Here is a 25482-nt window from a genome sequence, read left to right on the forward strand (position 1 = left end):
TAGGTTATTGGCCTGTGGGCTATAAGCGTGAGAGTTATAAGTCTGGGGACAATAACATGCCCCAAATGGCATATGACGCTAACGAAAACATCACTAGCATGAGTAATGTGCTACCAATCACCAAGCGTAGTATTCGTTCATAAGGGTCTACGACTCTATGAGCAAACCACACGACCGTGATTAAGCAGCCGCAATACAGCAACGCAATCAGCATCACAATACTCACTAAAGTCATCTCATGCTCCAGCTTTTCACTTTCAGTGCACAGGCTTTAACACCTAGTAGGCCAAACCTTGAACACCAGATTAGCGAGAACTTCATCCCGATAGGAATTGACAAACTTGTCAAACCCTATCGGCGCAAGCGCCATGTAAAAAACGGATCAATTTAAGCGCGTTATTTTGCAAATCTGATTTGTCGCATTTACCCAAGGCTTTTTTTGCGATAACGTGTTGTAAAAAAATACAATGCACTAAAAGGATATCGCGTGCAGACTCACAGCCATATTTGCTTTTTAGATGAGCAACCTATTCATATTGTTACACCACTGCTTGATAGCCAGATTGATGCCAGTGAAATCATCATTTTTATTAACCACGCAGAGCAAGATAAATTACATGCACTCAAGCAAGTGCTCATACCAAGAGCCATTAAAGTGCATGTGAAGGTGATCCCCAACACACGTAGGACAGAAGAACTAGTTAGCTTCTTTCACCAAGAGGTTGATGCGCTAGTAACCAATGCCCCAGATACGCACTTTACGTTTAACGCCAGTTGTGGCGACCGCCAGCATGTTTTAGCCATGTACGAAGTCGTTAGAGCCTATGATTTTGACTGTTATATGGTTGAACCAGACAACGATGAATTACATTGGTTGGTACCGACTAAGCGTAAAAATACGCAACTTACTGACACATTAAAAATTAGAGACTTTTTCACCCTCATTGAAAGTGAGGTAAGTGATATTGCCAACAGCGGTACAGTGGATATTCGCTACCGCCAACTCGGCGCAAAGTGGGCAGCCAGTCAAGATAGCTATGCTCATGCGCTGAGCCATTTAAATTACCTCGCAGCAACGAGTGATAACCCCTCCTTGACCTCTGCCCAACTCAGTCGCCAACAAATCAATGATCCTGTATTACAAACTTTAATTGATGACTTATACGCTGTAGAACTTATCACGCGACAAGGCGATAAACTGGCTTTTTTTAATGAAGAAGCGCGATTTTTTGCCAATGGAGGATGGCTAGAAGACTATGTTTATGGCCTATTGTTAAGCCTAAAAAAAGAGTTACCTCATATTCAGGATATTGCACAAGGCGTAGAAGTTACTCGCTCTGTGGGTCGAGCCAAGGTTAAAAATGAACTTGATATTGTGGTGCTGGCTAACAACAAACTTCACCTGATTGAATGCAAAACAAAGAAGTTTGATAAAGGCGAAGGTAATCAGGTGATCTATAAATTAGACTCGCTTTGCGACCTACTCGGAGGGATTGACGCAAGAGCAGCACTGGTGAGTTACAAAGGGATCCGTACCAGTGAACAAATACGCGCTAAAGAACTAGATATAGCAATAATTTGTGAAGACGACTTAGCCAGACTCAAAGACAATCTTAGAGCCTGGCTACAAGCGGCATAGAAGATTAAAAAAATAACGGCTAAGTAATAGGCCACTGCTTAGCCGCAATTTCAGATAATGCCGATTTACCAAGTACAGCTTGTTTAACTGTGATCTGGTCTTGCTCTACTGTAAGCCCCTGCACTAGCACTTCTTTTTGGGCATTAACTCGTTTCACTTTACCCCAAATACCAATATCATAATGTTCAGCTAAGCTTTTTGGTAGCATAAAGTAAAGCGCTTTTTTAATGGTGTTTTTTCGGCTGTTAAACCAGCTTTTCGTCATACCAAATTCTAGTGCATTGAGCTCTTTATCAGTGATAAACACGGTTTCACATTTATCCCGCACATAGCTTACGGCCCCATCCAGTGTTGTAAACTTATTTTCCCCAAGTCCGTGTAAACAAGCTCTGGTATTTAGGTAGTGTAACGCCAATTGCTCACTGCTTTCGTGCTGACTTGGACAAATGAACCCGCTTCGTTCATTTAAAAAATCTTCGACAAACATCCAATAAAAAGCGAAATCAACCTCTTGAATGTCGATTAGCTGTCCAGAGCAAGTCAATTGATGTGTGTTTAAATCAATCAACAGCTCTACAGGGTGCTTGTAGCTATCACAAAAAGCAATTGCTTGGCTGTAAGTTAAGGACTGTTCAATTAGTTTTTCAGGTAAGCTGTCTCGCATATGTAAATATGGAACTTTAGACAGGTGAACCTCAGCCTCTTGGGTATTGAAAAAGTGACCGCTATGGCTGGAGATAAATTGCTTATTTTTTGGCGGATAAAAAAATTGACTACGCTCAAACTCTGGAGATACAAACACATGATTTAACGTGTCGCCATAACGGCCGTACAATGTCATCGCGTAACCAACATAAAAGGTCATGGTTTTTCGACCTCCAGCCATTAACGTAAATAGCTGCTCACTGTTGTCGGTTAAATATTTAATTTTATCTAAAACAAAGTCGGCACACGCTTGGATCTCTTGTTCGGTTTTAACATCTTCGAGCTGCACGCCATCTAGTTCTGGGATCCAAATATCGTCGAGACCAAACGCCAAAGGCGTTATATCATAGTCTTCATACAAACATTGTAACTGTGTTTTACCTGTATGAGTTGGGTGAAGAAGTGCCTGTTCAATGCGCTGTTTTCCCTGCATCGTTGTGATGACTTTAATATCACTAAATTCGATATTAAGCTGCTGTTTAGCTGCGTATATGGCCTCAGTGATCACTTGTGGGCTGTAGCCTGTAATGGCTAATAATACATGGTTCACAAGTTACTCCTTTATTATTGTTTGTAGTAAAATCACAAGCTTTAAGACATTTTTTAACGACACTAAAATCAATATTATATTCCTGCCTGTAGAAAAAAAATTATAAATAAAGCTCCCAAGCTCCCCAATAACTTGGATTGTCCTTTTTATCCCGCATAGCACTCGCCATATCAGCTTGTGCCTTCCTCAAAGCAATTTGAAAGCTCACCTTATGTTTGTTCATATATTCTGTCACAGAAGCGAAAAAGCTAAACGCTTCTGCAGAGTTTATATCCCATTGAGAAGCAATAACTGAGTCAGCACCTGCGATTTGAAATGATGTTATTAATGAATTAAAACTCCCCCCAACATCAGAGGCATTTGCAGTATTACAAGCCGCTAACAGTATAGTGCTATTTTCAAAGTTCATCAGAGCTATTTCATCAGTAAATAATATACTGTCGTTTTTCTTGTCTGAGTAATCAATCCTCATTGCCAATCCAGGATATGGGACCTCAATATCACTTGATGGAAACAATGTATGTGTGGAAAAGCTGACTAACCCCCAATTACTCTGCTTCAACTTGTTTTTCACATTCGATTCCACCGCCCGCTCATTATCTAAAATTAAACTGTGCTTCAAATCGATAATTTCAGCTAATATACGAGACTCACGCTTTGTCAAAGGCAACCTATCAAGATCCATTAATATTGAAGTAAGTGAGAAATGAGGAAATGTATGAAAATCGCTTGGAGGTGGCAAATAAAAGTTCACAGGAGCAACGGTTAGTAAACTATGAACCAAATCCACTTTTTTTCTTTTTTTCGTTAAGCGACTGACTGCACTAAGCCTTATTATATTTGAATCTTGTACTAGCCACCTATTTTTTAAGTTATTATAGAGTGTAGAGATTGGAAGTGTTTCGAGTGTACCAGAGGTAACCACTAGCAAATTAGGCTGTATCTTTTCAAACAGTTCTAGTTCCATTAATAAATCAGCTCCTGTAGTTCTTGCATCCTGCCTACCAATAATCGACTTACGATGTGCATAAACCAGCTTTTTGAGTTTACTTTTATTTAAAACTTTAACATCAAAGCTGTTGTTATTAACCTTATATAAAGCAACCTTTTCTGAAAGATCAATAGCATAAATTAATATATCTGAGGTCGTTAAACCCAGCTGGACCTCTTCAATACTTTTAACCCTACTCCTTTTGTTTTTTGATAATCGATCGGTTAAGTCAAATATTTCACCCTGCAGCACGCTACTAACTGAGCCTCCCATATCAATTATCGTTTTGAGCTCTTGCTGTTTCACAATGAGTTTTTTATATATTTCTTTGTTACTCTCATCTAGTTTTGGTACAACAGACACTGGCGTTGAAATAAATTCGTGTTGAGATAACTCAAATACTCCACTAATTACACTTAAATCATTTGAATACCGTTCAAGTAACACCTCTAAAATCAAATTTAAAAGAGGCTTTGACCTTATACTTCTAGATACATCATAAATAGAAAGTAAATTTAAAAAAGTATGTTTTGCATAAATAACATTTGATTTTCTTGTCTTGATATTTTCATCAAAAATTTTAAGCAAATCGACAAGTAATTGATTTTCAATCGTCAGGTGCTTTTTGTTCTTATCAGCATAAAGCTTAATTCTGTTATTCAACTTATAGCTTTCTTTGTTTTTTACTAATGTAACAACCTCAAAAGCCAGAATTATCGCCAACAAGTTATTAGCGACATAACTTGTATCTTTGTTAATGAATTTGTCAGCCCTGAATAACGTTAAAAGAGATTCAACATCGCCAATATTTCCGTCTTTCAAATTTTTATTTATATAATGTAATAAAACCTCAGAATTACCAAAGGAAACTCTACGCACGTTTTTACCAAATAATTCATCACTTTTTATTTTCGATACTAAATCAATATCTTTGGCAGGGGAGTAGCCAATATAATCTCGTGCGATTAAAGAAACATGCTCATAAACATCCTTTCTCAATTTCACACCTTCAAGTATCAGTTGGTTCGCATAATATTGAGCTAAATGATGCTTTCCAGATTTCAAGCTAAGAGCGAGCATTAAGTACAACACTTCACCATAAGTTTTTTTGTAAAACCTCTTAACCGGCTTAATATAATTTTTTATTTCTATTAAAGACCTTTCAGCTTCAAGCAACTCAACCTCAAGCAAAATTTGGTGTTCAACAATAAAAGTAGATAGACTTAATGTATCCAATATATCAGGACATGTATCATCAATCTCAGACTTTAATTTTTTTAACCATTGTAGCTGCTCCAAATTAACTGATGAAAACACGCCATTTGATATTAATACGCTACGCTGAAATTTTAATTTACCTGTGTCACAACCCAAGCCATAAAAAGGGAATGACAATAAAACTAGGAAAAAAAATCTCATAGTAACAAACTAGAAAATGGGCCTTGTTGCAAAATCGAGGCTAAATACATTATCGCGTTAACTTCGGGCGAGGCTGTATGGTTATAATTAATATAATCCACCGCTAGAATTGAGTATTTCGCCTCCATTTTTTCAAAGTAACTTCCTTGAACCTTTGGTAAAGACAGCGCATCTTGATAAATTACATATGTAGCCAATGCAATTTCATCGAGCTTATTAATTTCACTACCCTTTTTTAGTACCAAACCGGTAGTTTCAATTAAAATCTTTCTTAAGGCTTTCTTATCTGGAGAGCTCATTCTATCATGAACTCGTAATTTAACTTTAGAAGGGTCAAATTTTTTTTCTATTTTTGTGTACTTACTTATTGTATTGTGCAAATCCAAATGAAGCATACCTTGCTTAACAGCAAAGTAATTTTTTTCTTTGCTATCCAGCTCCTCAATATAGTTAAAAGACATACCCGGTTTAAAGTTTGCAGGCGTTAACATCAGATAAAATGAAATAATCTGTTCTAAGTTGCCATCCTTTTTTTCGTCAGGAATTGATTTCAATAGCTTGCTAATAATCAGATTTTTACTTTCAATCTTTTTCTTACTCAATATTACTAGATTGATATCATCATCTATTTCTGAAATGACTTTTTTATAGATAAGCAGAGAAGATTTAACCTGATTTTTTTGATGATTTATAAAATAAAGACTTAGCAATTCATCCCTTAATTGCTCATATAAGTAATTTGAATGTGACAAGTCCCCTTGCAAGTAACCATCATTAACCAAAACGGATATAGCAGCCAATTTGCCTACACTTGCACCCCCACCGGAAAACATAGCTTGGACCACTCCATCCAGTTTTTCGGTGATCCCATATGAAAACTCCTTACCCTCAATTTTTGAGATTTGTGTAGACATGAACCTTATCCAAGATTCAAAACCCTGCCCACTCCCCTTAAAAGGTAACTGACTATTCACTTCTTTTAATACTGGCTTATAAAACTGACTAAAGTATTCTTGGGCCTTTTCATAATCGCGATTTTTATGGTGTAAAAATGCCTTAACATAATTACAAGCAAGATTTTCATATACTAGTTTTATATTAGTGCACTTCCACTTTTTTATCTGTACATCATTACTGATAACTTCTCTGAATTCTAGTTGATAAAAGTCTTTAGGAGAAACCGCTGATGTAACGCCAGAAAAAACTATAAAAAATAAAATAGCAACCTTATAAATCACATTAACTTCCCTTTTATTTATATTTAAATGATTCTTCAACTTGTTCTCTGACTAGTTCTATAACCTCTATTTGGCTATTAGAATGTTGAGTCTTCTCACCCCAAAATTTGTAATATAGATTTAACTCACACAAATATCGATAGCCAAGCCCACATAGCCTTAACGTCACAAATAGATCGTCAGTTAAAACTCCACCGCTATTTTCATTTTCAACATCTTTAAGTAAGTCATCTAAACTAACCTTCTCAATCAAAAGAGTACTTTCAATAAGTTTATTTTTACCTTCGCTAATTTCAAGGCGATATTTACCACTATCCAACTCATTGCTTGCAAGGCCTTTAATTACCTTTCCTTTACCTATGATTTCTTGGCCTTTAAAAATTGAATAGTTTAATTTTATTTGCCTCACCTTGTTGTTACATTTCACTTGAAGAAAAGGTATTAACCCCGCGGATTTTGGAACTCTAATTATTTTTGGATAATTGCATATATAAACATCACTCGAGTTATCATTTTTATCTCCTCTGTAAACACCACCGAGAACCCTGTTCCCCTGTAGGTTTGACTTTACCCCCTTGGATAATACAGAAGGAAATTTAACTTCCAAAGGACCAACTAAAACTTCACTTTCTACCTTTCCATATAATCTTTTAATCCAATGAACCTTCGCACCATCAGGGATTTTAACAATATATTCAGAATTTAACTCTAGGCCATTTTTTGCTAGCTCTATTGTGCCTTTTTGAAGTGACGAGAGATGAACCTTACCTTTAACATCGATAAATATAGCAACATACTCATCACTATTCACTGCTAAAGCAGCTCCTGTAAGCAATAACAAAACAAATAAAAAAACATTTAAAATCATTAACTTAAAGATTTTTGACATTTTCATCTAGCCTCCTAGAACATATAAATACTAAACAAAACGTATAAAGTAAAAACCATATAGTTAAATTTACAGAGTAACTATGAGATAAAACCGTCCAGAAAGAAAAATAATTAGTAAAATGATAAAAGAAAAAAAAGAATAGTAGCGACAACAAAAAAACAAAAACATTATATTTACTATCTATAAAAAACCTCAGCAGTTTCACATAAAAAATCAAAACAATAAAAATAAAAATTAAGTAAGTGGTAATTAGTGATACATTTTTATAATGAAAACCATTCACTGCCGAAGGGTGTACATAATTTTTTTCATCGATTAAATTAAGGTAAGAAATAATATGAGCATAAACGCCTGGTTCTTTACCATTAACACTCTGTGTTGATATCAACCCTGACCAATTTAAGATCCGCTGTATAAAAGTGCCTGTACTATTTGCGCCAATGTAGAAATGATCCTCATTGATGTCCCAAGTACTTGCAACAAATACTACCTTATCACTAATGTCTACAAAGCCATATTTTAACTGCTCTCTTAGATACCAGGCACTAAATGTATTATCGGCTAAGTCTGATATGTTATTAGGTGTTGATAACCAATACCTTGAATTAGCATTTAATCGTTCAGGAATACCCATTCCTGTATCTCTTAATTGATAGTTATTTCCATCATTAGCTCGGTTATACGCCGCGAGCGAAAGAGAAGGATATCTTTTTTTTTCATCTTGATAGTAATATACAAGGCTGTTGACCTCTCCATAACGATCTGCCGTGTCATACAGATAAAGGTCACCCCAGTTATAACGAACAACTTCATCAGATAGAAAATTTTTAGGTGGGTGTACTTCTCTTACACTCTTGCCTAATTGAACTTGACTACCAACTACAATCTTGTTGGCTAACAAGCGAGGAATAACCGTTACATCTTTTGAATAATCGAATACATAATCTAACACAACAAATTTTGCGCCATGATTGATCAATAGCTCTGTTAATTGAATGATATCCTCTCTAGATTCAGGAAATGAAGAATCATGCGTGTAATTCCTATCAAACGTCACTAGAGCAATATTTTTTATATTTTCACTATAATAGCCTGACTCAATATTTCTCACCGCCTCAGCCGCAAAGTAATCATTATCAGTTAAAGAATCAATCAAAGAAACAACAATAAGTGCCGTTATAATAGGATAAAAAAAGGTTATGAAAACAACTCTAATAAGACGATAAGTATAATTAGTACCTTCACCGTCCGGAGAGTTACTCCAAATCGCTACTTCTAACTTTTTGGACCTTAGTATCATTTGTGTTCCGTACAAATCTTAATTTTTAATGGTCATGTGTTATCGTAAACAAACGAAACCAAAAATGAAAACAAAAAGTTTCAAAACTTCATGAGAATTATATAAAAGCAGTCTATTTACATCTGTGAATTCGATCAAATTACACTGTTGTAGTCTATTTTTGAGACACAAAATTACTAAACTCGTCGTCCAAGATCTTCTCCCAAATCCTTAACGAGCTAGTAACTGGTGATGAGCAATTGGTATTGAATATATAATTGCTCACTTCACCTTGCGCAAAAGTAACATTGCTCCGCAATGTGTATTTTGCACTTAACTTGATAATTATCTGTTTTTAAAGCAAACTCATCTTACCTCTAGTATTTTAAGGAAAAGGTATGGATACTGAGTTGTTTTCCTTTGCATTTAATCTGTTTTTGTTTGTGGGGGTTGTGATTGCTTTTAAAGATCGCGCCCGTATAGATAAACTCGCGAAAAAGGTAATACATCTTCAAAAAATCATCGACTTTCAAACAGCGCAAATCGATAAGCTCAAGCAAGCGTTGAGTGAGTCTGCCCCAGCGCCCCGCTCCACTGATGAGCCAAAAATACAGATAGAATCCGCAGAACATGATACCGTGCAGGCTGACAATGTAGAGCCAGCACACTTATCTCCCCCTACAAAGCCGGATATAAAAAGCCCGCCAAAGCAAGCGCTTCAAAAGCAGTTTACACTGCCCGAGTTCAACTTAGAAACGCTACTCAAAGGCAGTGGTATTTTCTGGTTAGGTGCACTTATTTTATCTATTGGTGGGGTTTTCCTCGCCAAATATTCGATTGAGGCCGGTCTTATGCCACCGGCAGTGCGCGTTGTTTTAGGCGCTTTGTTCGGCTGTGCGCTAGTCGCTGGAGCTGAACTGGTTAACCGCTATAAAGCTAAGCTCAATGTGAATACGCCCTACATCTCTGCGGCGCTTGCCAGTGGCGGTGTAATCACCTGCTTTTCTATGGTTTTGGTATCGTTTAATCACTACCATTTTTTACCTGCCAACCTCGCCTTTGTCTTTTTAGCGGTCATTGCGCTGTGTGCTACCTATTTGGCACTGCGCTTCGGGCCTGTGCTTGCCGGCATTGGGATCATCGGTGCGTATGCTGTACCGGCGCTTGTCTCGACTGGGTCTAATAATATTGGGGCACTGTTGTTGTATGTGGCCTTTGTGACTTTATCTGCTGTATGGGTTGCTGATTACGTCAAGCAAAAGTGGCTGTGGTGGCAAAGTTTTGTTGGCCATTGTGTGTGGTTTATCGGTGCCATTATTTTAGGTGATAAAGGTGACTTTGCTGTTATTACCCTTTACACAGTTGCAACTCTATATTTTTATGTGCTCTCAAACCTACTTGGTTGGCGGCTTAATTTAACCATGCATAATCCACTGCCCATTAAGTCACTATTGATGGCAAGAAGAGAGCAAGTCGCAACCCTTATCACTCTATTCTTGTTCGCCATTTACCTGATGTTTTCGCCCGTTTTCAGTCACATGGTAATAGCTGCTTTCATTGTTGCTGCCATCGCTTTTGCTTCAGCTTACAGGCATAGTGCCCTAGATACATGGCCATATTTGGCGCTGGGTTTTGCTTTGTTTATGTTTGGCAACATACATCAAAAAATCGATTTTGATGACATCCTCTATCCATTTACTGGCAAGTATTTGTTTATTCAAATCGCAGCCTTGTTTGGTATGGCCTTTAGCGTCTTGATGATCAAACGTGATGCAGCACGCCATGCTTATTTACTGCTACTTGTGTTAGTGCCACTGAGTTTATTTGGTCTCAGCTATATTTCACTGCCTGTGGACAGTGACGCCATCCTCTACCCTGTCTGGGCGTTTGAACTCCAGCTCATCGCCGCCGGCGCAGCACTTGCGGCTGCCAAATCATCAGTACCGTTACAGCGCGTGACATATTTAGTGTTAGCAAATGCCATGCTGACTTTGTGTTTGACCATGTTGTTATCTGCAAGCACGCTGACCTTGGCTATTACGGCGCAAGTCGCATCCATGAGCTATTTAAGCTGGAAATACAAGGTTGAGATCCCTGACTGGCTGTACAAAGCAGCTTTACTCGTTGTGGTTACTCGATTGTCTGCGGCCCCTTGGGTTGCTGATTACAAACATGAAGCCATTTTAGGTATTCATTGGACACTCATCGTCTACCCAATTGCGATTGCTTTAGTCTGGTTTGCTGCAAAATATAACCCATCAAGAACGCTTAATACGTGGTTTATGGGTGTATTTATTCACTTATGTGCTCTACTTGTTACCACCGAAACCAGTTATTTATTAGTCGGAGATTATCCTAATTTTGATAATTTAAGCTATCAAGAAGGCGTGGTGTTATCCCTAAACTGGTTAATTCTCGCGGGCGTATATTATTGGCGTAGCCAGTTAACGCGCAATCTGCAAAAACTGTATATGATTGGCGGCAGCATTTTACTCGGTGCAAGTACACTAATACATGTGCAATTCTCCGTGTTTGAAAGCCCATTTGTATTCAGCCAAAACGTAGGTGGCTATGTTATAAACTGGTTGTGGCTCCAATGGCTTGCACCTGTATTATGCCTGTATGGGTTTATGCATTTTAAACTTGTCAAAGCGCAGTTTAACCGTTTTATTTATGTGGCAATGGCCATATTTGGCTTTATGTTTGTCAACGGTGAAATACGCACCTTGTATAATAATGGCTTTATAAATTGGCATTTGGGGATGAAAGAAGCGGAGCTTTACACCTATTCGATTGTCTGGTTACTGATCTCAACTACAACCATTTTTGTTGCGCAGCACTTTAACCATAAACAGTTAATCAATATTGGTTTTATCGGCTTTGCCATGGTTATTTTTAAAGCCTTTATGGTTGATATGTCTAACCTTGAGGGGCTGCTCAGAGCCTTATCATTCATTGGCTTAGGTTTGTGCTTGGTGGGTGTGGGTTGGCTGTTTCAAAAAATGCAGCCAAAGTCCGTCACCAGCGTTCCTGGCAAAAAGATTTAATCACAAGTTTCATAAGCGAGTGCAAGTCACTCGCTTTATTAATCACAAAAATATTAGCTTGTACTTTGATTTTTGCTGGGCAGGACTTCTGCAAATTCGTCATCATACAAGTCAATCACACCTTCAAAACCATACTTTGGAGTCCAGCCCAATTCATTTTGCGCTTTAGATGAGTCATAAACTCTGTCTAAACTCTGCGGTAAAGACCAACCACGCTGTTCAAACACGGCCACCAGTTTTGGGGAGCGTGCACGTAAAACGGCCTCACAATCGTTAAACAATTGCTCACAGCAACTGGGATCAAACGGTGTTTTGCCTGAAATAATAAAGCGGTTAAAGCCTAGTAACCCCTTTTCAATGGCGCAGCGGTGAGCGCTGGCCACATCACGGTAGTCTATTCCTCGATTCAGCCGATACAGTGCCATTTGCTCAACTGGCTCAGGAAAGCATCTCGACATTTGCAGAACAGTTACGGGCAAAGCAAGCGAAGTGCTTATCGCTTCGAGTCGTTGCTCAGCAGCAAATTTTGTGTAGTGGTAGATGGTTTTAGGTAAAGGTTTTGTCTGCTCTGTCACCCACCCTGCTCGCCCATTCGGCGTGCTAGCATGACCATATAACGCCGTGGTACTTGTAAACACAAACTGCTTTACGCCATTGGCGCTGGCAAGCTCTGCTAGTTTTATTGTTGCTGCAACATTCACTTCATGAAACAGCTCATCACTTACATGACCGATGTGCGGCGCATGGAGTGCCGCCGTATGCACAACCACCTCAACGCCTTTAAGGGCCCGATATAAAAGCGCTTCATCTCGAATATCGCCGATAAAATCTGTAGTTGAACAAGGAGTGTTGTCTAAACCCTTCACGTTATAACTGCGCGCTAAGTGAATATAAATGGCTCGACCAACCCGTCCGGCAGATCCTGTTACTAAAACCTTCATAAACCACTCGTTCTGAATATAGTTGTTTTTATTGTAACAAACGAAAAAGGGCCATTAAATCGGCCCTTGGGAGTGACTCAACAAAATAGCTTTAAAGATTAGTTTAATTTCTTTTTCTTAGTGACTTTTTCTGTATGGCCAAGTACACGAATTGACCAATTGGTGAATGTGCCCGGTTTGGCATTATTCTCAATTGTATAGCGGCTGCGTGGCTGACCAAACGGGTCGGTGACTATCGTGCGCTGTTGATTATTCATATCAGTAATATGTAACTTCCATGTGCCAACAGATCTTTCATCCCAGAATTTATAACTGAGTAGTTTATGATCGTCATAGCCAAGTATACTCTTTTCAGATGGCGCGATATAATCTGTATTTTGTCCAATCAGATTATTATTTGGCGACATTAATATACTACGAGTGCCACTAGGTGATTCTAGCTCTACTTTTAAATCAGTAATACGGCCATGCTCAGCACTTAAACGTACTTGGACGCCCTCAATAAACATATCTTCAGTCACTTCAATTTCTGAAATGGTTGTGTGTGTGATATCTTCTAAAATCGGCTTGCTAAAGATGTCGTGCTCGCCAAACCATTGCGTTTTTACAAAATCTGCTGGTAAATTTTCAACGGCATAACGGCGAATAAGCTCAGCTGCTTTATCAACATCGACTAGGCCAAAGCCATAATAAGGTGAAAACTCAACACCCGCGGCATTGCTAGACCAGCCTTCCAATGCCACCACATTAGACACCGTAATGTCTTCCATATCTCGGTTTACTTTAGTGGCCGTATTGGCCAGTAAGTGCCTGATATCTCGTGCCGACAAGTCATGCCCCTGTTGCTCAGCAGCCGACATTAGCAATGCGACTGCGCCTGTTACATTTGCTGCCGCAGACGATGTGCCATTTACGCTAAAGTAATAGTCCTGAGGACCCGTGCACACTTGCTCTCGACCTTGATATTTCTCACGCCAATCGCAGCTCAATGTTGTTGTGACCATACCTGGTGTGTTGCGATCTGCTCCCGCCGGCGCTGTAACAAAGATATTACTGCCCACAGTAGAGCTATTGGTTAACCTGCCATCAGCACTCACGCCACTGACATTAATTTTCCAAAAACTGGTTAAATGGCCGCTATTTGCATTGTGAAATGGGAGACCGCCATTATTTATTGCATGGTGATATCCCGGCGTATCTATGCCATTAGGACCATACGCATTTATTAATGTCTGGTAGTGGCCGTTGCCCGCTGCCTGAACAAAAAGTGCGGTGCGTTTGTCTTGCTCTGTTGATAATGTGATGCGCTCCATCACCTCGTCTCTGAGTCTAAAGTTAACCATCTGAATGGCCTCACCAGTATCAGGATCCGCGGTTGTATACGCATAGTTATACGGCGTACTATGCACAGGGGTTACCCCAAAACTCGTATTGAAAACACGGGAATTTTGCGCAATCGAGGTTTTGCCATTTTGCAGTCCAATGCCACGATGATAAGCCCACTGCTCATGACGACTCATGTATGAACCCAGTCTATTGTGCACAATCACATCTGCTTCTGGGGCGACGCCTCTGATCCCAATATCGTTTTGCACAGCTGCAATCAAGCCAGCCATATAAGTCCCATGTGCCGACGCCCAAGGCTCCGTTGAATCGATATTGGGATCAAAAATTAAGTTGTCGATCAAATCCGAATGAAGCTCATCTACACCTGTGTCAATGAGCGATATTTGCACGCCTTGGCCCTTATGCCCCCAAAGGTGAGATTGCCACAAGTTCAGATCATGCCCTGCAACTGTATTATCTAGACTACCATCATTGAGTAAATTCCATTGTAGAGATAGGTATGGATCCCCATTTGGGTCTAACCACCTATTTTCATATTGACGGTCTGTTGGGTTTGCATTGACTTGGCATGCTAGCAAAATAGCTAAACTAATTGGCGCAAATTTATACTTCATAGCATTTTCCTTTTTGTATTCATACTGCTAGAAACGAATTAGGAATAAAAATATAACACACGTACCCAATTTAAGTACTTGGTAATAAGTAACAAAATATTTTTATAATTAAATGTAAAAATTGAGAGGGGTATAATCATTAAAAACAATTTAAATCACATATTTTGTATTTTTGATAGAAAATGGTTAATAAAACCAAAAAACTCGAAACTATATTTTTCGAATAAAAATTAATAACTTAGATATTATTCCTGTAATAGATCAGTAGTTTTACTTATTAAAAACCAAACAGGTAGTAAAGTTTAGGCATTAACTAACTTCTAATGGAAAGAATTTACTTATAATAAAATTTCAATATGAACGAAGTAACATTGAGCGTGGTGTATTTAAATTGAATATAGAAAAGTAAATTTATTTAAATGTTACAACTAATAATTGGTAGGAAAAGTGTTCTTCTATAAGTAACCTTCACGGATATAAAGGCTACTTATAAAGGCAAGTTATTAAACACCAAGTAAACTATTCAGTGCCGAGTGCACTTGCATCTTGGCCTTTTCTTCAGAGTAAGGCGTGACAGCCAAAAGCGGAAAATCAAGACGTTGCTTTAACGTCTCTAGGTTAGCGTCATACTCTGCCATATTTGGGTCAATTTGATTGGCAATCCAGCCAACACATTTTGCCCCTGACGCCTCAATGGCTTGGGCAGTTAAAAACGCATGGTTTAGACAACCTAACTTCATACCAACCACAAGGATTACGGGTAGGTTTTGCTCTGCAACCCAAGTGGATAAAAAGTCTGTATCATTGATTGGCAGTGCCCAACCACCTGCGCCTTCAACCATGGTAAACTCAGCACCTAGCGTAGACACATCAGCCAGTTTGTTGGTCAAATCCTGCTTTGAAATATGTACATCAACTCGACTTGCGGCTATATGTGGTGCTATAGGCGGCGCAAAGCAAAACGGGTTAATTTGCTCATATGTGCCGTGCACATTGGCCGCTTCCATTAAAGTTAAAGCATCCTCGTTGACCAGCTCACCAAAAGCTTCTTCTGCTCCGGCAGCAATGGGTTTAAAGCCAAGGGCCTTTTTCTTTTTTGAGACAAGATACTTCAGCAGCAAACTTGTGACATAGGTTTTGCCAACTTCAGTATCCGTACCGGTAATAAAAAACTGACTCATTATTTTGTTAACTCCAAAAATGCCACCTCGTAACTAACATGGGCGAAGCCATCAACGAGTGGATAGGCTTTTAACAAGGCCTGATAACTTTCTTTACCCACTAAACCACGACGCGTATCTGTATTATTTAACTGGTTTGCACCGATGCTTTTTACCGACTTAAGTGCCTCGCGTGGGGTATTATAAATATCAACCAAGCAACGTTTACTCATCGACCGGATCGAAAACCCTGCTTGCCTTGCAATCTGCTGTATGTCTTCAAATCGCGTAAATTGGTTTACATGACAATGACCATCTACACCCTGCCAAGCTTTAGCAATTTCACGTAAAGAGCCATCAATAACAATGGATAAATGCGCACTGCCACCAGCCTTTAACACGGTATTCAGACGATTAAATAACGTTGGTAAGTCACTGCTCCACTGCATCGCAAAATTGCTAAATACACATTCAACAGACTCTGCTTGCAAAGGCAGTGCATCCATATCCGCACACACTTTCATGGCAGATGCTGGACCTTGTTTTAGCATGCCTTCGCTCAGGTCTAACGCCACTAACGTATCGCACTTTTTAGATAGCACGCTATGATGTTGCATCGGACCTGCTCCCAAATCCAACATCGTATTGTAGCGACGGTTTAAACCTGCAAACAAAATTTCGGCTGAACGCTGTTGTACATTGGCATGCTTGATATATTGAGCAGACGCGCGTGAAAACTTATCTGCAATATTCAGTTTTAACATCGCACTCATATTACCTCCTTGAGGCATTCAACCAAGTATTCGATGTCAGCTTGCTGGTGCGCTGCGGTCAGTGTTACACGTAACCTTGCCGTATTGTGTGGCACCGTTGGCGGCCTAATTGCAGTCAGCCAAATACCTTTTTGTGCAAGGCTTTGCTGCGCATTTAGGGTGCTTTGCGCATCACCCAAAACAATCGGCTGAATCGCACTATTTGATGCCTGTACTGGAATACCCGCATCCCTACAAAGCGCTTTAAATTGCGTAATGTGGCGATGTAGTACATCACGAGCATTATGACTATCACATAATCTTGATAACTGCGTCGAGGCAATTTCAGCTAAAGCTGGCGATATGGCCGTTGAGTAAGTATATTCACGGTTAAACTGTACCATGTAATCAATCACTCTTTTGCTTGAGAGCACAGCAGCGCCTTGACACCCCATGGCCTTACCGAATGTGATCACTAAAATATCCGGCTTCACACCGGACTCGACAGAGCCTAAACCATTTTCACCGCACACCCCGAAACTGTGGGCATCATCAATCATCAACCAAGCGCTGTGGGTATCAGCCAAAGACTTCAGCTCATGCAACGGCGCACCATCGCCATCCATTGAGAAAATACCTTCACTGACAATAAGTTTGTTTTGGACTCGTGTTTTTTCCAAACGCGCACGCAAATGACCCATGTCGTTGTGATTAAACCTGACTAACTTAGCGCTGCTGTTCAGCCCACCATCGATGAGACTGGCATGATTAAGCTTGTCTTGAAACATAGCGCTGTCTTGGCCGGCTTTATTATCATGAAATAAAGTGCTGAGCACACTAAAATTTGCGCCAAAGCCACTGGCAAATAGCATGGCTCGCTCGTAACCGAGCAGCTCACATAATTTAGCCTCTAGCAATCGGTGGGTGCGCTGATATCCAGTGACCAGAGCTGAGCTCTTACTGCCAGCAACAAAGTCACCAGAAATAGCTTGATCTCCAAGCGCTAAATAATCATTACTGGCAAAGTTTAAGTATTGCTGCCCATCAACTTGGATATGACGAGCAGACACTTTATCTATGCAGGTACGGCGACGCTGCAGTGCGTCACGTGCTTTGTCTTCTAGCGCTTGATCTATAAATTCAAACGCCATTTATTTTGCTTCGTAGAACAGCTCTGACGTTGCTTTGTCTGCAATTGCAGAGTTAAGAGACGCTTCATACGCTTCATCTGAGTAGTCTTCACGAGTCTCAGGCTTCATACCTAGCTTTTTAAGTAGGTTCATATCCGCATCTGCTTCAGGGTTTTCTGTAGTTAATAGCTTATCACCATAGAAAATCGAGTTTGCACCAGCAAAGAAACACATTGACTGCATTTGCTCATTCATCGCAGTACGGCCTGCTGATAAACGCACATAGCTCTCTGGCATCATGATACGTGCCACAGCAATGGTTCGGATGAACTCAAAATGATCTAAATCATCCACATCTTCAAGCGGCGTACCCGCTACTTTAACTAGCATGTTAATTGGCACACTTTCTGGTTGCTTTGGTAAGTTTGCTAACTGCATTAATAAACCATAACGGTCTGCAGCCTGCTCACCCATACCCACGATACCACCAGAACAAACCTTCATGCCTGCGTCGCGCACGTGATCAATGGTGTTTAGTCGGTCTGCATACGTACGTGTTGTGATGATCTGCTCGTAATACTCAGGTGAGGTATCTAAGTTGTGATTGTAATAATCAAGACCTGCGTCTTTTAAAGCATGTGCTTTTTGGTTGTCTAGCTTACCTAGCGTCATACATGTTTCTAGGCCAAGTGCGCTGACTTCTTTAACCATTTTTTCAATGTATGGCATGTCTCTGTCTTTTGGATCTGACCAAGCAGCACCCATACAAAAACGCGTTGCGCCCTTTTCTTTTGCCAATTTTGCTTGGTTTACAACCTTTTCAACTTCCATCAGTCGTTCTCTTTCTAGGTCTGTTTTATAATGACCTGACTGTGGACAGTATTTACAATCTTCTGGACATGCGCCTGTTTTAATAGACAGAAGAGTAGAGATCTGGACTTCATTTTGTTTGAAGTTTTTGCGATGAACGCTCGCAGCATAAAATAGTAAGTCGTTAAAAGGCATTTCAAATAATGCTTTTACTTCTGCATGTTTCCAATCGTGACGAACGATGCCATATTCCATAACTTAATCTCTTCTTTTTCTGGTTTTTTTCGCCAGATAATTTGACGGTGATTGGCTTAGTCTACTTCTTGCTTTAGTATTGTCAACGAGTGATGAGCAAACAAGGTTTACAAATGAATAAAAATCAACCAATCGATCTGAATTTTGACAAAGCCCACATCTGGCATCCCTATACGTCAATGATCGATCCGCTGCCTGTTTATCCAGTGACACACACAGATAAAAACCGCATATTTCTCGAAACGGGTGAGTCTCTGATAGATGGTATGGCCTCTTGGTGGAGCGCACTGCATGGTTACAATCACCCAAAACTTGTTAAAGCAATGACCGAGCAAGCCAGTCAAATGAGTCATGTTATGTTTGGCGGCATTACTCATGCACCTGCTGTCAATTTATGTAAAAAGCTCGTCGAGATTACACCAGAGCCCCTACAACGGGTATTTTTGGCTGACAGCGGCTCTGTGAGCGTCGAAGTGGCCATAAAAATGGCTTTGCAATATTGGCTTAGTCAAGGTCATCACTCGAAAAATAAATTAATGACAGCCAAAAAAGGCTACCATGGTGATACCTTTGCTGCGATGAGTGTCTGTGATCCCGTCAACTCGATGCACAGCATGTATCAGGGTTTTTTACCTGAGCATATTTTTGTTGATGCACCACAATCCAAGTTTGGCGAAGAGCAAAACGACGCTGAACTAGTCACCTTAGAAAATACATTTAAACAGCACCACAATGATCTTGCAGCCTTCATCATTGAGCCAATTGTGCAAAACGCGGGCGGCATGAACTTTTACAATGCCAAATACCTTAGAAAACTCCGCCAACTTTGTGACAAATACGACGTGCTGTTAATACTCGACGAAATTGCCACAGGCTTTGGTCGTACCGGTAAAATGTTTGCTTGCGAACATGCTGACATTGCTCCTGATATTTTATGTATTGGCAAAGCATTAACAGGTGGATGTATGACATTGTCAGCCACTTTAACCACTGACAAAGTTGCGCTGGGAATAAGCCAAGGTGAAGCAAAAGTACTTATGCACGGCCCAACCTTTATGGGCAACCCGTTAGCTTGTGCAACGGCAGTTGCGAGTCTTGAATTGCTTGAAGAAACAGATTGGCACGGCAATGTCACCCGTCTTAATAACGCAATGCAACACTTACATCGCTGTGAATCACTCGAGGCAGTCAAAGAAGTCAGAACACTCGGTGCAATTGGGGTAGTTGAGCTATTTGATGTGGTCGACGTAGCAAAAATTCAAAAATTCTTTATCGAAAAAGGATTATGGATCCGCCCATTTGGCAAACTCATATACATTATGCCTCCTTACATTACTTCTAATAGCGACATCGCTCAGTTAATCGACGGCATATATCAAGCGATTGAACAAAAAGCGTACTAAAATCATAAGGTGTCAGCCTATACATCATATAAGAACTGGCACCTTCTATCGCCACCGTGTTTATTTCTCACACAAGTCTGTATAGAATCCAACCACATACGATGAAAACTATCATTTTTTCAGGGCCTTTAACGATTTGTACCTGAATTTACTTCAGCTTTTTGCTATAATGCGTCTCTTTTTTAAAATCTAGCAAGCTGAGAAGTAGTAAGTATGCAACAATCCGTCCAATTGCAGCCGGCAGAGGCCTATCAGCCACCTCGCTTTACTGTGTACCAACACCGTCAAATTGATAAGATCGAACAGCTTGATAAGCTGCCTGAGCACCTGCGCTTTCAAATGAAAGTCGTTGCCAACGTATTCCCATTCCGTGTAAATAATTACGTTATCGACGAATTGATTGATTGGGACAAGGTACCTAATGACCCAGTATTCCAGCTAACATTCCCACAGCGCGGCATGCTTGATGACGAGTCATATGATGAAATGGCTGCTTTATTAAAGCGTGAACATACGCCAGAAGAAGTATTTGAGCTGGCAACTAAGCTAAGACAAAAACTTAATCCGCATCCGGCGGGCCAAATGGACAAAAACGTACCGTCTTTTGAAGGCGAAAACGTTGAAGGTGTTCAACACAAGTACAAAGAAACAGTTTTATTCTTCCCTGCACAAGGTCAGTACTGCCACTCTTATTGTACTTTCTGTTTCCGTTGGGCACAGTTCGTTGGTAAAGCAACGCGTTTCAACAATAACGATGAAGAGTTGCTACACAGATACCTAGAAGAGCACACTGAAGTGACAGATCTTCTGATGACGGGTGGCGATCCTATGGTAATGCGTACCGTTAAGCTACGTAAATACCTAGAGGCACTAAAAGAGCCAAGATTTGACCACATCCGTACTATTCGTATCGGTACTAAGTCTTTAACTTTCTGGCCATTTAGATACGTCACTGACCCAGATGCAGAAGATCTATTAGCTCTTATTAAAGAGCTTGTTGACGCTGGTAAACATGTTTCATTTATGGCGCACGTCAACCACAAACAAGAGCTTCGTACTGATGTTGCGAAAGAAGCGATTAAGCTTATTCGTAAAACAGGTGCACAGATCAGAACGCAAGCGCCTTTACTTAACCACTTAAATACAGATCCAAATATGTGGGCTGAAATGTGGAAAGAGCAAACGCAAATGGGCATGATCCCTTATTACATGTTCATCGAGCGTGATACAGGTGCAAAGCGTTACTTTGAATTACCACTGCACAAAACGTGGGAAATCTTCCGAGATGCCTACAAGCAAGTATCAGGTGTGAGCCGTACTGTGCGTGGTCCATCAATGAGTGCAGGCCCAGGTAAAGTTGAGATCTCTGGCGTGACAGAAATCAATGGCGAAAAAGTATTCGCTCTGCGCTTTATTCAAGCTCGTAACCCTGAGTGGGTACAGCGCCCGTTCTTTGCGGAGTATAACGAAAACGCACATTGGCTAGACGACTTGAAACCAGCATTTGGTGAAGAAAAGTTCTTCTGGCAAGAAGAATACGAAGCGATGTAAAACATAAAAAAGCCGACTTAAAAGTCGGCTTTTTACCATTCAAACATATGTGCCATTTTACTGATGGTTTTAAGTGCTACACCATGCTGATTGCGTTTCGCATACAAGTGTTGTAGTGACTTATCTTTCACCTCACCAACAATGACTTCTTTTACTTGATAGTTCATCGCATGTGCCGCGCTCACATACGCAATAAATTCCCACTTTTTAATATTTGTATTATCTAAAATGACCAGAGGGATGCCTTCAGCGAGCGCATTGACAAAACGCGCAATATTCAAATTGTGATATTGAGGTAGCTTCGCCTTGTTAAACTCATAATTACCCTGCTCGTCTGTAAAATAATCATCTGTAGAGCAAATTGTATATTGTGATTGATCACCAGCCACCAGCTCGTCGGCTAATGTTTGCGCGTAGTGTGTTTTACCAGATCCTGGTAATCCTCTTAAAATAAAAGCTTGTTTCATTTAATGAAAATTCATTCCGACTTTTTTTATTAATAACCGAGCTATAATGCCATAAAAATTGACCTTCGCACAGTGCTCTATACCACCACAAATACAGTGATCAGCCAAATTTTGGCCATTGTAGTCAAATTTTTTTAAAATTGGGTCATTTGGTAGTTTTTTTATGTAGCCAACGGGGGTAAGATACCGATCATGTGACTTCAAACATAACAAGCAGATTGCGTTAAAAAAACGAGTCACCGCAGAATTTGCGCTCAGTGCATTGAAATTTGCGCTGATGAGCATATATAGACAAAAACAAGCTGGGCAAATATGCCCTTATTACAAATCATTTTGGAGTAAAGATGAGCCACATAGCGATAACGGAGCTACTAGCAGGCACCGTTGCGGTAGACAGCCAAGTTACAATCAAAGGCTGGATCCGTACACGACGCGATTCAAAAGCGGGTATTTCATTCCTTGCCGTCCACGACGGTTCTTGTTTCGACCCTATTCAAGCAGTAGTACCTAATTCGCTTAATAATTATGAAGAAGTAACTCGTCTTACTGCTGGTTGTTCTGTTGCAGTCACAGGTGTACTTGTAGAGTCTCAAGGTAAAGGTCAAAGCTTTGAACTACAAGCGAACTCTGTTGAGGTATTAGGTTGGGTAGAAAACCCAGATACATATCCAATGGCAGCAAAACGCCACTCTATCGAATATCTACGTGAACACGCACATTTACGTCCACGCACTAACGTTATTGGTGCCGTGACACGTGTTCGTAACTGCTTATCACAAGCAATTCACAGATTCTTCCATGAGCAAGGCTATATGTGGATCAGCACGCCAATTATCACAGCGAGTGACTGTGAAGGCGCAGGTGAAATGTTCCGTGTATCTACTTTAGATATGAACAACCTACCTCGCACTGACAAAGGCGATGTTGATTACAACGAAGATTTCTTCGGCAAAGAAGCATTCCTAACCGTATCTGGCCAGTTAAACGGTGAGACATACGCAAGTGCAATGTCTAAAATCTACACCTTCGGCCCGACATTCCGTGCAGAAAACTCTAACACTTCTCGCCACCTAGCAGAGTTTTGGATGGTTGAGCCTGAAGTTGCATTTGCTGACTTAGAAGACATTGCGAACCTTGCTGAAGATATGCTTAAGTATGTATTTAAAGCCGTGCTTGATGAACGTCGTGACGATATGGAATTTTTCGCACAACGTATCGAAAAAACAGCGATCTCTCGTTTAGAAGAGTTTGTTGAAAAAGATTTCGCACAAGTTGATTATACTGATGCAATCACAATCCTTGAAAACTGTGGTAAGAAATTTGAGTTCCCAGTTGAGTGGGGTGTAGACCTTCAGTCAGAGCACGAACGTTACCTTGCTGAAGAGCACTTCAACGCGCCAGTCGTTATTAAAAACTACCCGCGTGATATCAAGGCATTCTACATGCGTCAAAACGAAGACGGTAAAACAGTTGCAGCAATGGATGTTGTTGCACCTGGCATTGGTGAAATCATCGGTGGTTCACAGCGTGAAGAACGTTTAGACGTGCTTGATGCTCGCCTAGAAGAAATGGGCTTAGATAAAGAAGATTACAGCTGGTACAGAGACCTTCGTAAATACGGTACAGTCCCACACTCAGGCTTCGGTCTAGGTTTCGAGCGTCTAGTTGCTTATGTAACAGGTATGGGTAACGTACGTGACGTTATCGCATTCCCACGCACTAAAGGCAGTGCAACTTACTAATTCAAATTCGTTTGAATAAAAAAAGCTCTGTTTTCACAGAGCTTTTTTTATGTCTTGCTACCATCTGACTTTAGAGTGTTAACTTGCACACATGGATTCTGAGGCAAGCTCAGAATGACGTAGTTGGGTATCAAGATTAATGAGGCCCTAGACAAGCCCAAAGTGTCAGTACTGCAATTAACACCGTCACTTTGAACCTGATTCAGAGCCTATTTTTGGCCTGCGATATATCATTTAACACACAGCCAATAGGCTCAATGAACAAAACGATTCCACTCGTTTTTATTTATTCAGGACATAGCTCTTACATGCACCTAGTTCAGTATAGCGATGTGCATGACCCAAGGTTTCTGGCGAAACGCCATGTAAAGGTCCACCGTTCACACGCCAATTTTTACCTTCAAAGCTGACTACATCCCCTGTGCTATAAACACTTGGATACGGCTGCCACTGCTCTGCACAAGGCTGACACTTAGGTAGCTCCTTAGCAATCACATCTAACAACTTATATTCATCGTCTCTTGAGTCTTGGTGTAACTCCCAAATAAAGATGCCAGGGTAACCATTCTCAGATACAAAATCGGTTTTTGTTTTTAATAACTCAGGCGTTTCCCAAAAATGCACATAGTTATCTAGTTCGTAGTAACCTTGGTTATAATCTACGCCTTCGCCTTTGACTATCGTATCAACGATTTCTCGTGCAGTTAACGTTTTGACAGGGCCACTAACCAAGGGGAATGATTTATTGTAAAACGGCACACCCAAACTGGTTTTAGCCACATCATATTTGGTGATCATGCTTTGGCTCCATTCTGCCGGGTGCACTAATCCACCATGGATATATTCCCAAGCTGCATGGTGGTTTTTAGGTGAACCGCCCCACGCTCCCGTATAGTCATATGCCATAAAGCGAATGATGTCTGCATGGTCGTCTAAATCTTTATGAAAGTTAATACCTGACCATCCACCCGCTTGCACATCCACAGATACTTCTAGGTGCGATGGCAGCTTTTCTCTCAGCTCCTTAACAAGCTCCAGAAGATACCCACTCTCAACCGGGTTTGGCTGATTATAGGTGCTCCAGTCTTCCCAGTCGACATCGATACCATCAAGTTTGTGTAACTCAGCATATGCAACTAAGTTATCCACAAGATTACTGCGTGCAGCAGCATCCATAGATAAAAAGTCAACGCCAGCACCACCTACAGATAGCATTACACCCGTATTGTTAGCATGCGCATGTTCAACAATATCATCGATATATCTATCAGCCTGTTCTGTATCCATCGTGCCATCAGGACGAGGGTAAGCAAAAGCAACAATAATATGTGTAAGCTGGTCTGTGGCTAAATCTTTAACATCCAAATCACCACCAGCAGGGTAATCCCAAGTAGAATAAAATCCTTCAACCCTTGGGCAAGACTCTGCAGCGCCCGCACTCATAGTGATCGTTCCAAAAACAGCAGCGGTTATTGCCGCTATACAAGTTCGTTTAAACATAACCTTTCTCCATGTTGTAAAAATGTATCCTTAATTTAAGTAACATGAAT

General features: G+C 40.4%; 19 protein-coding genes. 5 read left to right on the forward strand and 14 right to left on the reverse strand.

The window, feature by feature from the left end; all coding sequences use genetic code 11:
- Positions 1-34: 34 nt before the first annotated feature.
- Complete coding sequence (locus AC2CZC_RS18380; protein ID WP_484582916.1) at positions 35-235, reverse strand: hypothetical protein; 201 nt, start codon at positions 233-235, stop codon at positions 35-37.
- A gap of 252 nt (positions 236-487) precedes the next feature.
- Here AC2CZC_RS18380 and AC2CZC_RS18385 point away from each other — a divergent pair, with 252 nt between their 5' ends.
- Positions 488-1639 (forward strand): Card1-like endonuclease domain-containing protein, encoded by a 1152-nt coding sequence (locus AC2CZC_RS18385; RefSeq protein ID WP_484582917.1) that lies wholly within the window; start codon positions 488-490, stop codon positions 1637-1639.
- Between the two features lie 19 nt (positions 1640-1658).
- Here AC2CZC_RS18385 and csm6 read toward each other — a convergent pair whose 3' ends face one another.
- From csm6 to AC2CZC_RS18410, 5 genes are all read right to left on the reverse strand, one after another.
- Positions 1659-2894: a CRISPR-associated ring nuclease Csm6 gene (gene csm6, locus AC2CZC_RS18390; protein WP_484582918.1), complete on the reverse strand. Its 1236-nt coding sequence runs from the start codon at positions 2892-2894 to the stop codon at positions 1659-1661.
- Positions 2895-2994: 100 nt separating this feature from the next.
- Positions 2995-5304 carry a CHAT domain-containing protein gene (locus tag AC2CZC_RS18395; protein ID WP_484582919.1) on the reverse strand — a complete coding sequence of 770 codons (2310 nt, stop codon included), beginning with the start codon at positions 5302-5304 and terminating at the stop codon, positions 2995-2997.
- Complete coding sequence (locus AC2CZC_RS18400; RefSeq protein WP_484582920.1) at positions 5301-6542, reverse strand: hypothetical protein; 1242 nt, start codon at positions 6540-6542, stop codon at positions 5301-5303. The genes AC2CZC_RS18395 and AC2CZC_RS18400 overlap by 4 nt, the downstream gene beginning before the upstream one ends.
- A 13-nt stretch (positions 6543-6555) precedes the next feature.
- Positions 6556-7437, reverse strand: a complete 882-nt coding sequence (locus tag AC2CZC_RS18405) for a hypothetical protein (protein WP_484582921.1) — start codon at positions 7435-7437, stop codon at positions 6556-6558.
- Positions 7415-8734 (reverse strand): CHASE2 domain-containing protein, encoded by a 1320-nt coding sequence (locus tag AC2CZC_RS18410; protein WP_484582922.1) that lies wholly within the window; start codon positions 8732-8734, stop codon positions 7415-7417. The genes AC2CZC_RS18405 and AC2CZC_RS18410 overlap by 23 nt, the downstream gene beginning before the upstream one ends.
- Positions 8735-9111: 377 nt before the next feature.
- Here AC2CZC_RS18410 and AC2CZC_RS18415 point away from each other — a divergent pair, with 377 nt between their 5' ends.
- The gene (locus tag AC2CZC_RS18415) at positions 9112-11760 is read left to right on the forward strand and encodes a DUF2339 domain-containing protein (RefSeq protein ID WP_484582923.1); all 2649 of its coding nucleotides are present in this window, start codon (positions 9112-9114) and stop codon (positions 11758-11760) included.
- A 53-nt stretch (positions 11761-11813) separates the two neighbouring features.
- Here the strand turns inward: AC2CZC_RS18415 and AC2CZC_RS18420 are convergent, their stop codons facing one another.
- From AC2CZC_RS18420 to bioB, 6 genes are all read right to left on the reverse strand, one after another.
- Positions 11814-12701, reverse strand: coding sequence for an NAD-dependent epimerase/dehydratase family protein (locus tag AC2CZC_RS18420; protein WP_484582924.1), 888 nt, complete (start codon positions 12699-12701; stop codon positions 11814-11816).
- 98 nt (positions 12702-12799) lie between these two features.
- On the reverse strand, positions 12800-14662 hold the full coding sequence (locus AC2CZC_RS18425) for a S8 family serine peptidase (protein WP_484582925.1): 1863 nt from the start codon (positions 14660-14662) through the stop codon (positions 12800-12802).
- A 503-nt stretch (positions 14663-15165) separates the two neighbouring features.
- Positions 15166-15843, reverse strand: a complete 678-nt coding sequence (gene bioD / locus AC2CZC_RS18430; RefSeq protein WP_023401731.1) for a dethiobiotin synthase — start codon at positions 15841-15843, stop codon at positions 15166-15168.
- Positions 15843-16595 (reverse strand): methyltransferase domain-containing protein, encoded by a 753-nt coding sequence (locus AC2CZC_RS18435; protein WP_484582926.1) that lies wholly within the window; start codon positions 16593-16595, stop codon positions 15843-15845. Before AC2CZC_RS18435 ends, bioD begins: the two co-directional genes overlap by 1 nt.
- Entirely contained in the window at positions 16592-17725 is a 1134-nt protein-coding gene (locus tag AC2CZC_RS18440; RefSeq protein WP_484582927.1) for an aminotransferase class I/II-fold pyridoxal phosphate-dependent enzyme, read from the reverse strand. Before AC2CZC_RS18440 ends, AC2CZC_RS18435 begins: the two co-directional genes overlap by 4 nt.
- Positions 17726-18769 (reverse strand): biotin synthase BioB, encoded by a 1044-nt coding sequence (gene bioB / locus AC2CZC_RS18445; RefSeq protein ID WP_039608952.1) that lies wholly within the window; start codon positions 18767-18769, stop codon positions 17726-17728.
- A 113-nt stretch (positions 18770-18882) separates the two neighbouring features.
- Here bioB and bioA point away from each other — a divergent pair, with 113 nt between their 5' ends.
- Together bioA and AC2CZC_RS18455 are read left to right on the forward strand one after the other, a co-directional pair.
- Positions 18883-20172, forward strand: a complete 1290-nt coding sequence (gene bioA / locus AC2CZC_RS18450; protein ID WP_484582928.1) for an adenosylmethionine--8-amino-7-oxononanoate transaminase — start codon at positions 18883-18885, stop codon at positions 20170-20172.
- 213 nt (positions 20173-20385) lie between these two features.
- Positions 20386-21723 (forward strand): KamA family radical SAM protein, encoded by a 1338-nt coding sequence (locus AC2CZC_RS18455; protein WP_046355304.1) that lies wholly within the window; start codon positions 20386-20388, stop codon positions 21721-21723.
- 32 nt (positions 21724-21755) lie between these two features.
- On the opposite strand, the gene AC2CZC_RS18460 is transcribed toward AC2CZC_RS18455, so the two are convergent.
- On the reverse strand, positions 21756-22190 hold the full coding sequence (locus AC2CZC_RS18460; RefSeq protein ID WP_046355305.1) for an AAA family ATPase: 435 nt from the start codon (positions 22188-22190) through the stop codon (positions 21756-21758).
- Positions 22191-22534: 344 nt separating this feature from the next.
- Between AC2CZC_RS18460 and asnS the strand changes: the two genes are divergently transcribed.
- Positions 22535-23932 carry an asparagine--tRNA ligase gene (gene asnS / locus AC2CZC_RS18465; RefSeq protein ID WP_484582929.1) on the forward strand — a complete coding sequence of 466 codons (1398 nt, stop codon included), beginning with the start codon at positions 22535-22537 and terminating at the stop codon, positions 23930-23932.
- A 282-nt stretch (positions 23933-24214) separates the two neighbouring features.
- Here the strand turns inward: asnS and AC2CZC_RS18470 are convergent, their stop codons facing one another.
- Positions 24215-25432: a glycoside hydrolase family 18 protein gene (locus AC2CZC_RS18470; RefSeq protein WP_484582930.1), complete on the reverse strand. Its 1218-nt coding sequence runs from the start codon at positions 25430-25432 to the stop codon at positions 24215-24217.
- Positions 25433-25482: the final 50 nt, after the last annotated feature.

This window comes from Pseudoalteromonas sp. MMG033 (assembly GCF_057197785.1).

Coding starts and splice junctions, on each gene's coding strand:
- asnS (WP_484582929.1), top strand. CDS start 22,535: ATGAGCCACATAGCGATAACGGAGCTACTAGCAGGCACCGTTGCGGTA.
- bioA (WP_484582928.1), top strand. CDS start 18,883: ATGAATAAAAATCAACCAATCGATCTGAATTTTGACAAAGCCCACATC.
- AC2CZC_RS18415 (WP_484582923.1), top strand. CDS start 9,112: ATGGATACTGAGTTGTTTTCCTTTGCATTTAATCTGTTTTTGTTTGTG.
- AC2CZC_RS18455 (WP_046355304.1), top strand. CDS start 20,386: ATGCAACAATCCGTCCAATTGCAGCCGGCAGAGGCCTATCAGCCACCT.
- bioD (WP_023401731.1), bottom strand. CDS start 15,843: ATGAGTCAGTTTTTTATTACCGGTACGGATACTGAAGTTGGCAAAACC.
- AC2CZC_RS18420 (WP_484582924.1), bottom strand. CDS start 12,701: ATGAAGGTTTTAGTAACAGGATCTGCCGGACGGGTTGGTCGAGCCATT.
- AC2CZC_RS18460 (WP_046355305.1), bottom strand. CDS start 22,190: ATGAAACAAGCTTTTATTTTAAGAGGATTACCAGGATCTGGTAAAACA.
- AC2CZC_RS18395 (WP_484582919.1), bottom strand. CDS start 5,304: ATGAGATTTTTTTTCCTAGTTTTATTGTCATTCCCTTTTTATGGCTTG.
- bioB (WP_039608952.1), bottom strand. CDS start 18,769: ATGGAATATGGCATCGTTCGTCACGATTGGAAACATGCAGAAGTAAAA.
- AC2CZC_RS18410 (WP_484582922.1), bottom strand. CDS start 8,734: ATGATACTAAGGTCCAAAAAGTTAGAAGTAGCGATTTGGAGTAACTCT.
- AC2CZC_RS18380 (WP_484582916.1), bottom strand. CDS start 235: ATGACTTTAGTGAGTATTGTGATGCTGATTGCGTTGCTGTATTGCGGC.
- AC2CZC_RS18470 (WP_484582930.1), bottom strand. CDS start 25,432: ATGTTTAAACGAACTTGTATAGCGGCAATAACCGCTGCTGTTTTTGGA.
- AC2CZC_RS18435 (WP_484582926.1), bottom strand. CDS start 16,595: ATGAGTGCGATGTTAAAACTGAATATTGCAGATAAGTTTTCACGCGCG.
- AC2CZC_RS18425 (WP_484582925.1), bottom strand. CDS start 14,662: ATGAAGTATAAATTTGCGCCAATTAGTTTAGCTATTTTGCTAGCATGC.
- AC2CZC_RS18405 (WP_484582921.1), bottom strand. CDS start 7,437: ATGAAAATGTCAAAAATCTTTAAGTTAATGATTTTAAATGTTTTTTTA.
- AC2CZC_RS18440 (WP_484582927.1), bottom strand. CDS start 17,725: ATGGCGTTTGAATTTATAGATCAAGCGCTAGAAGACAAAGCACGTGAC.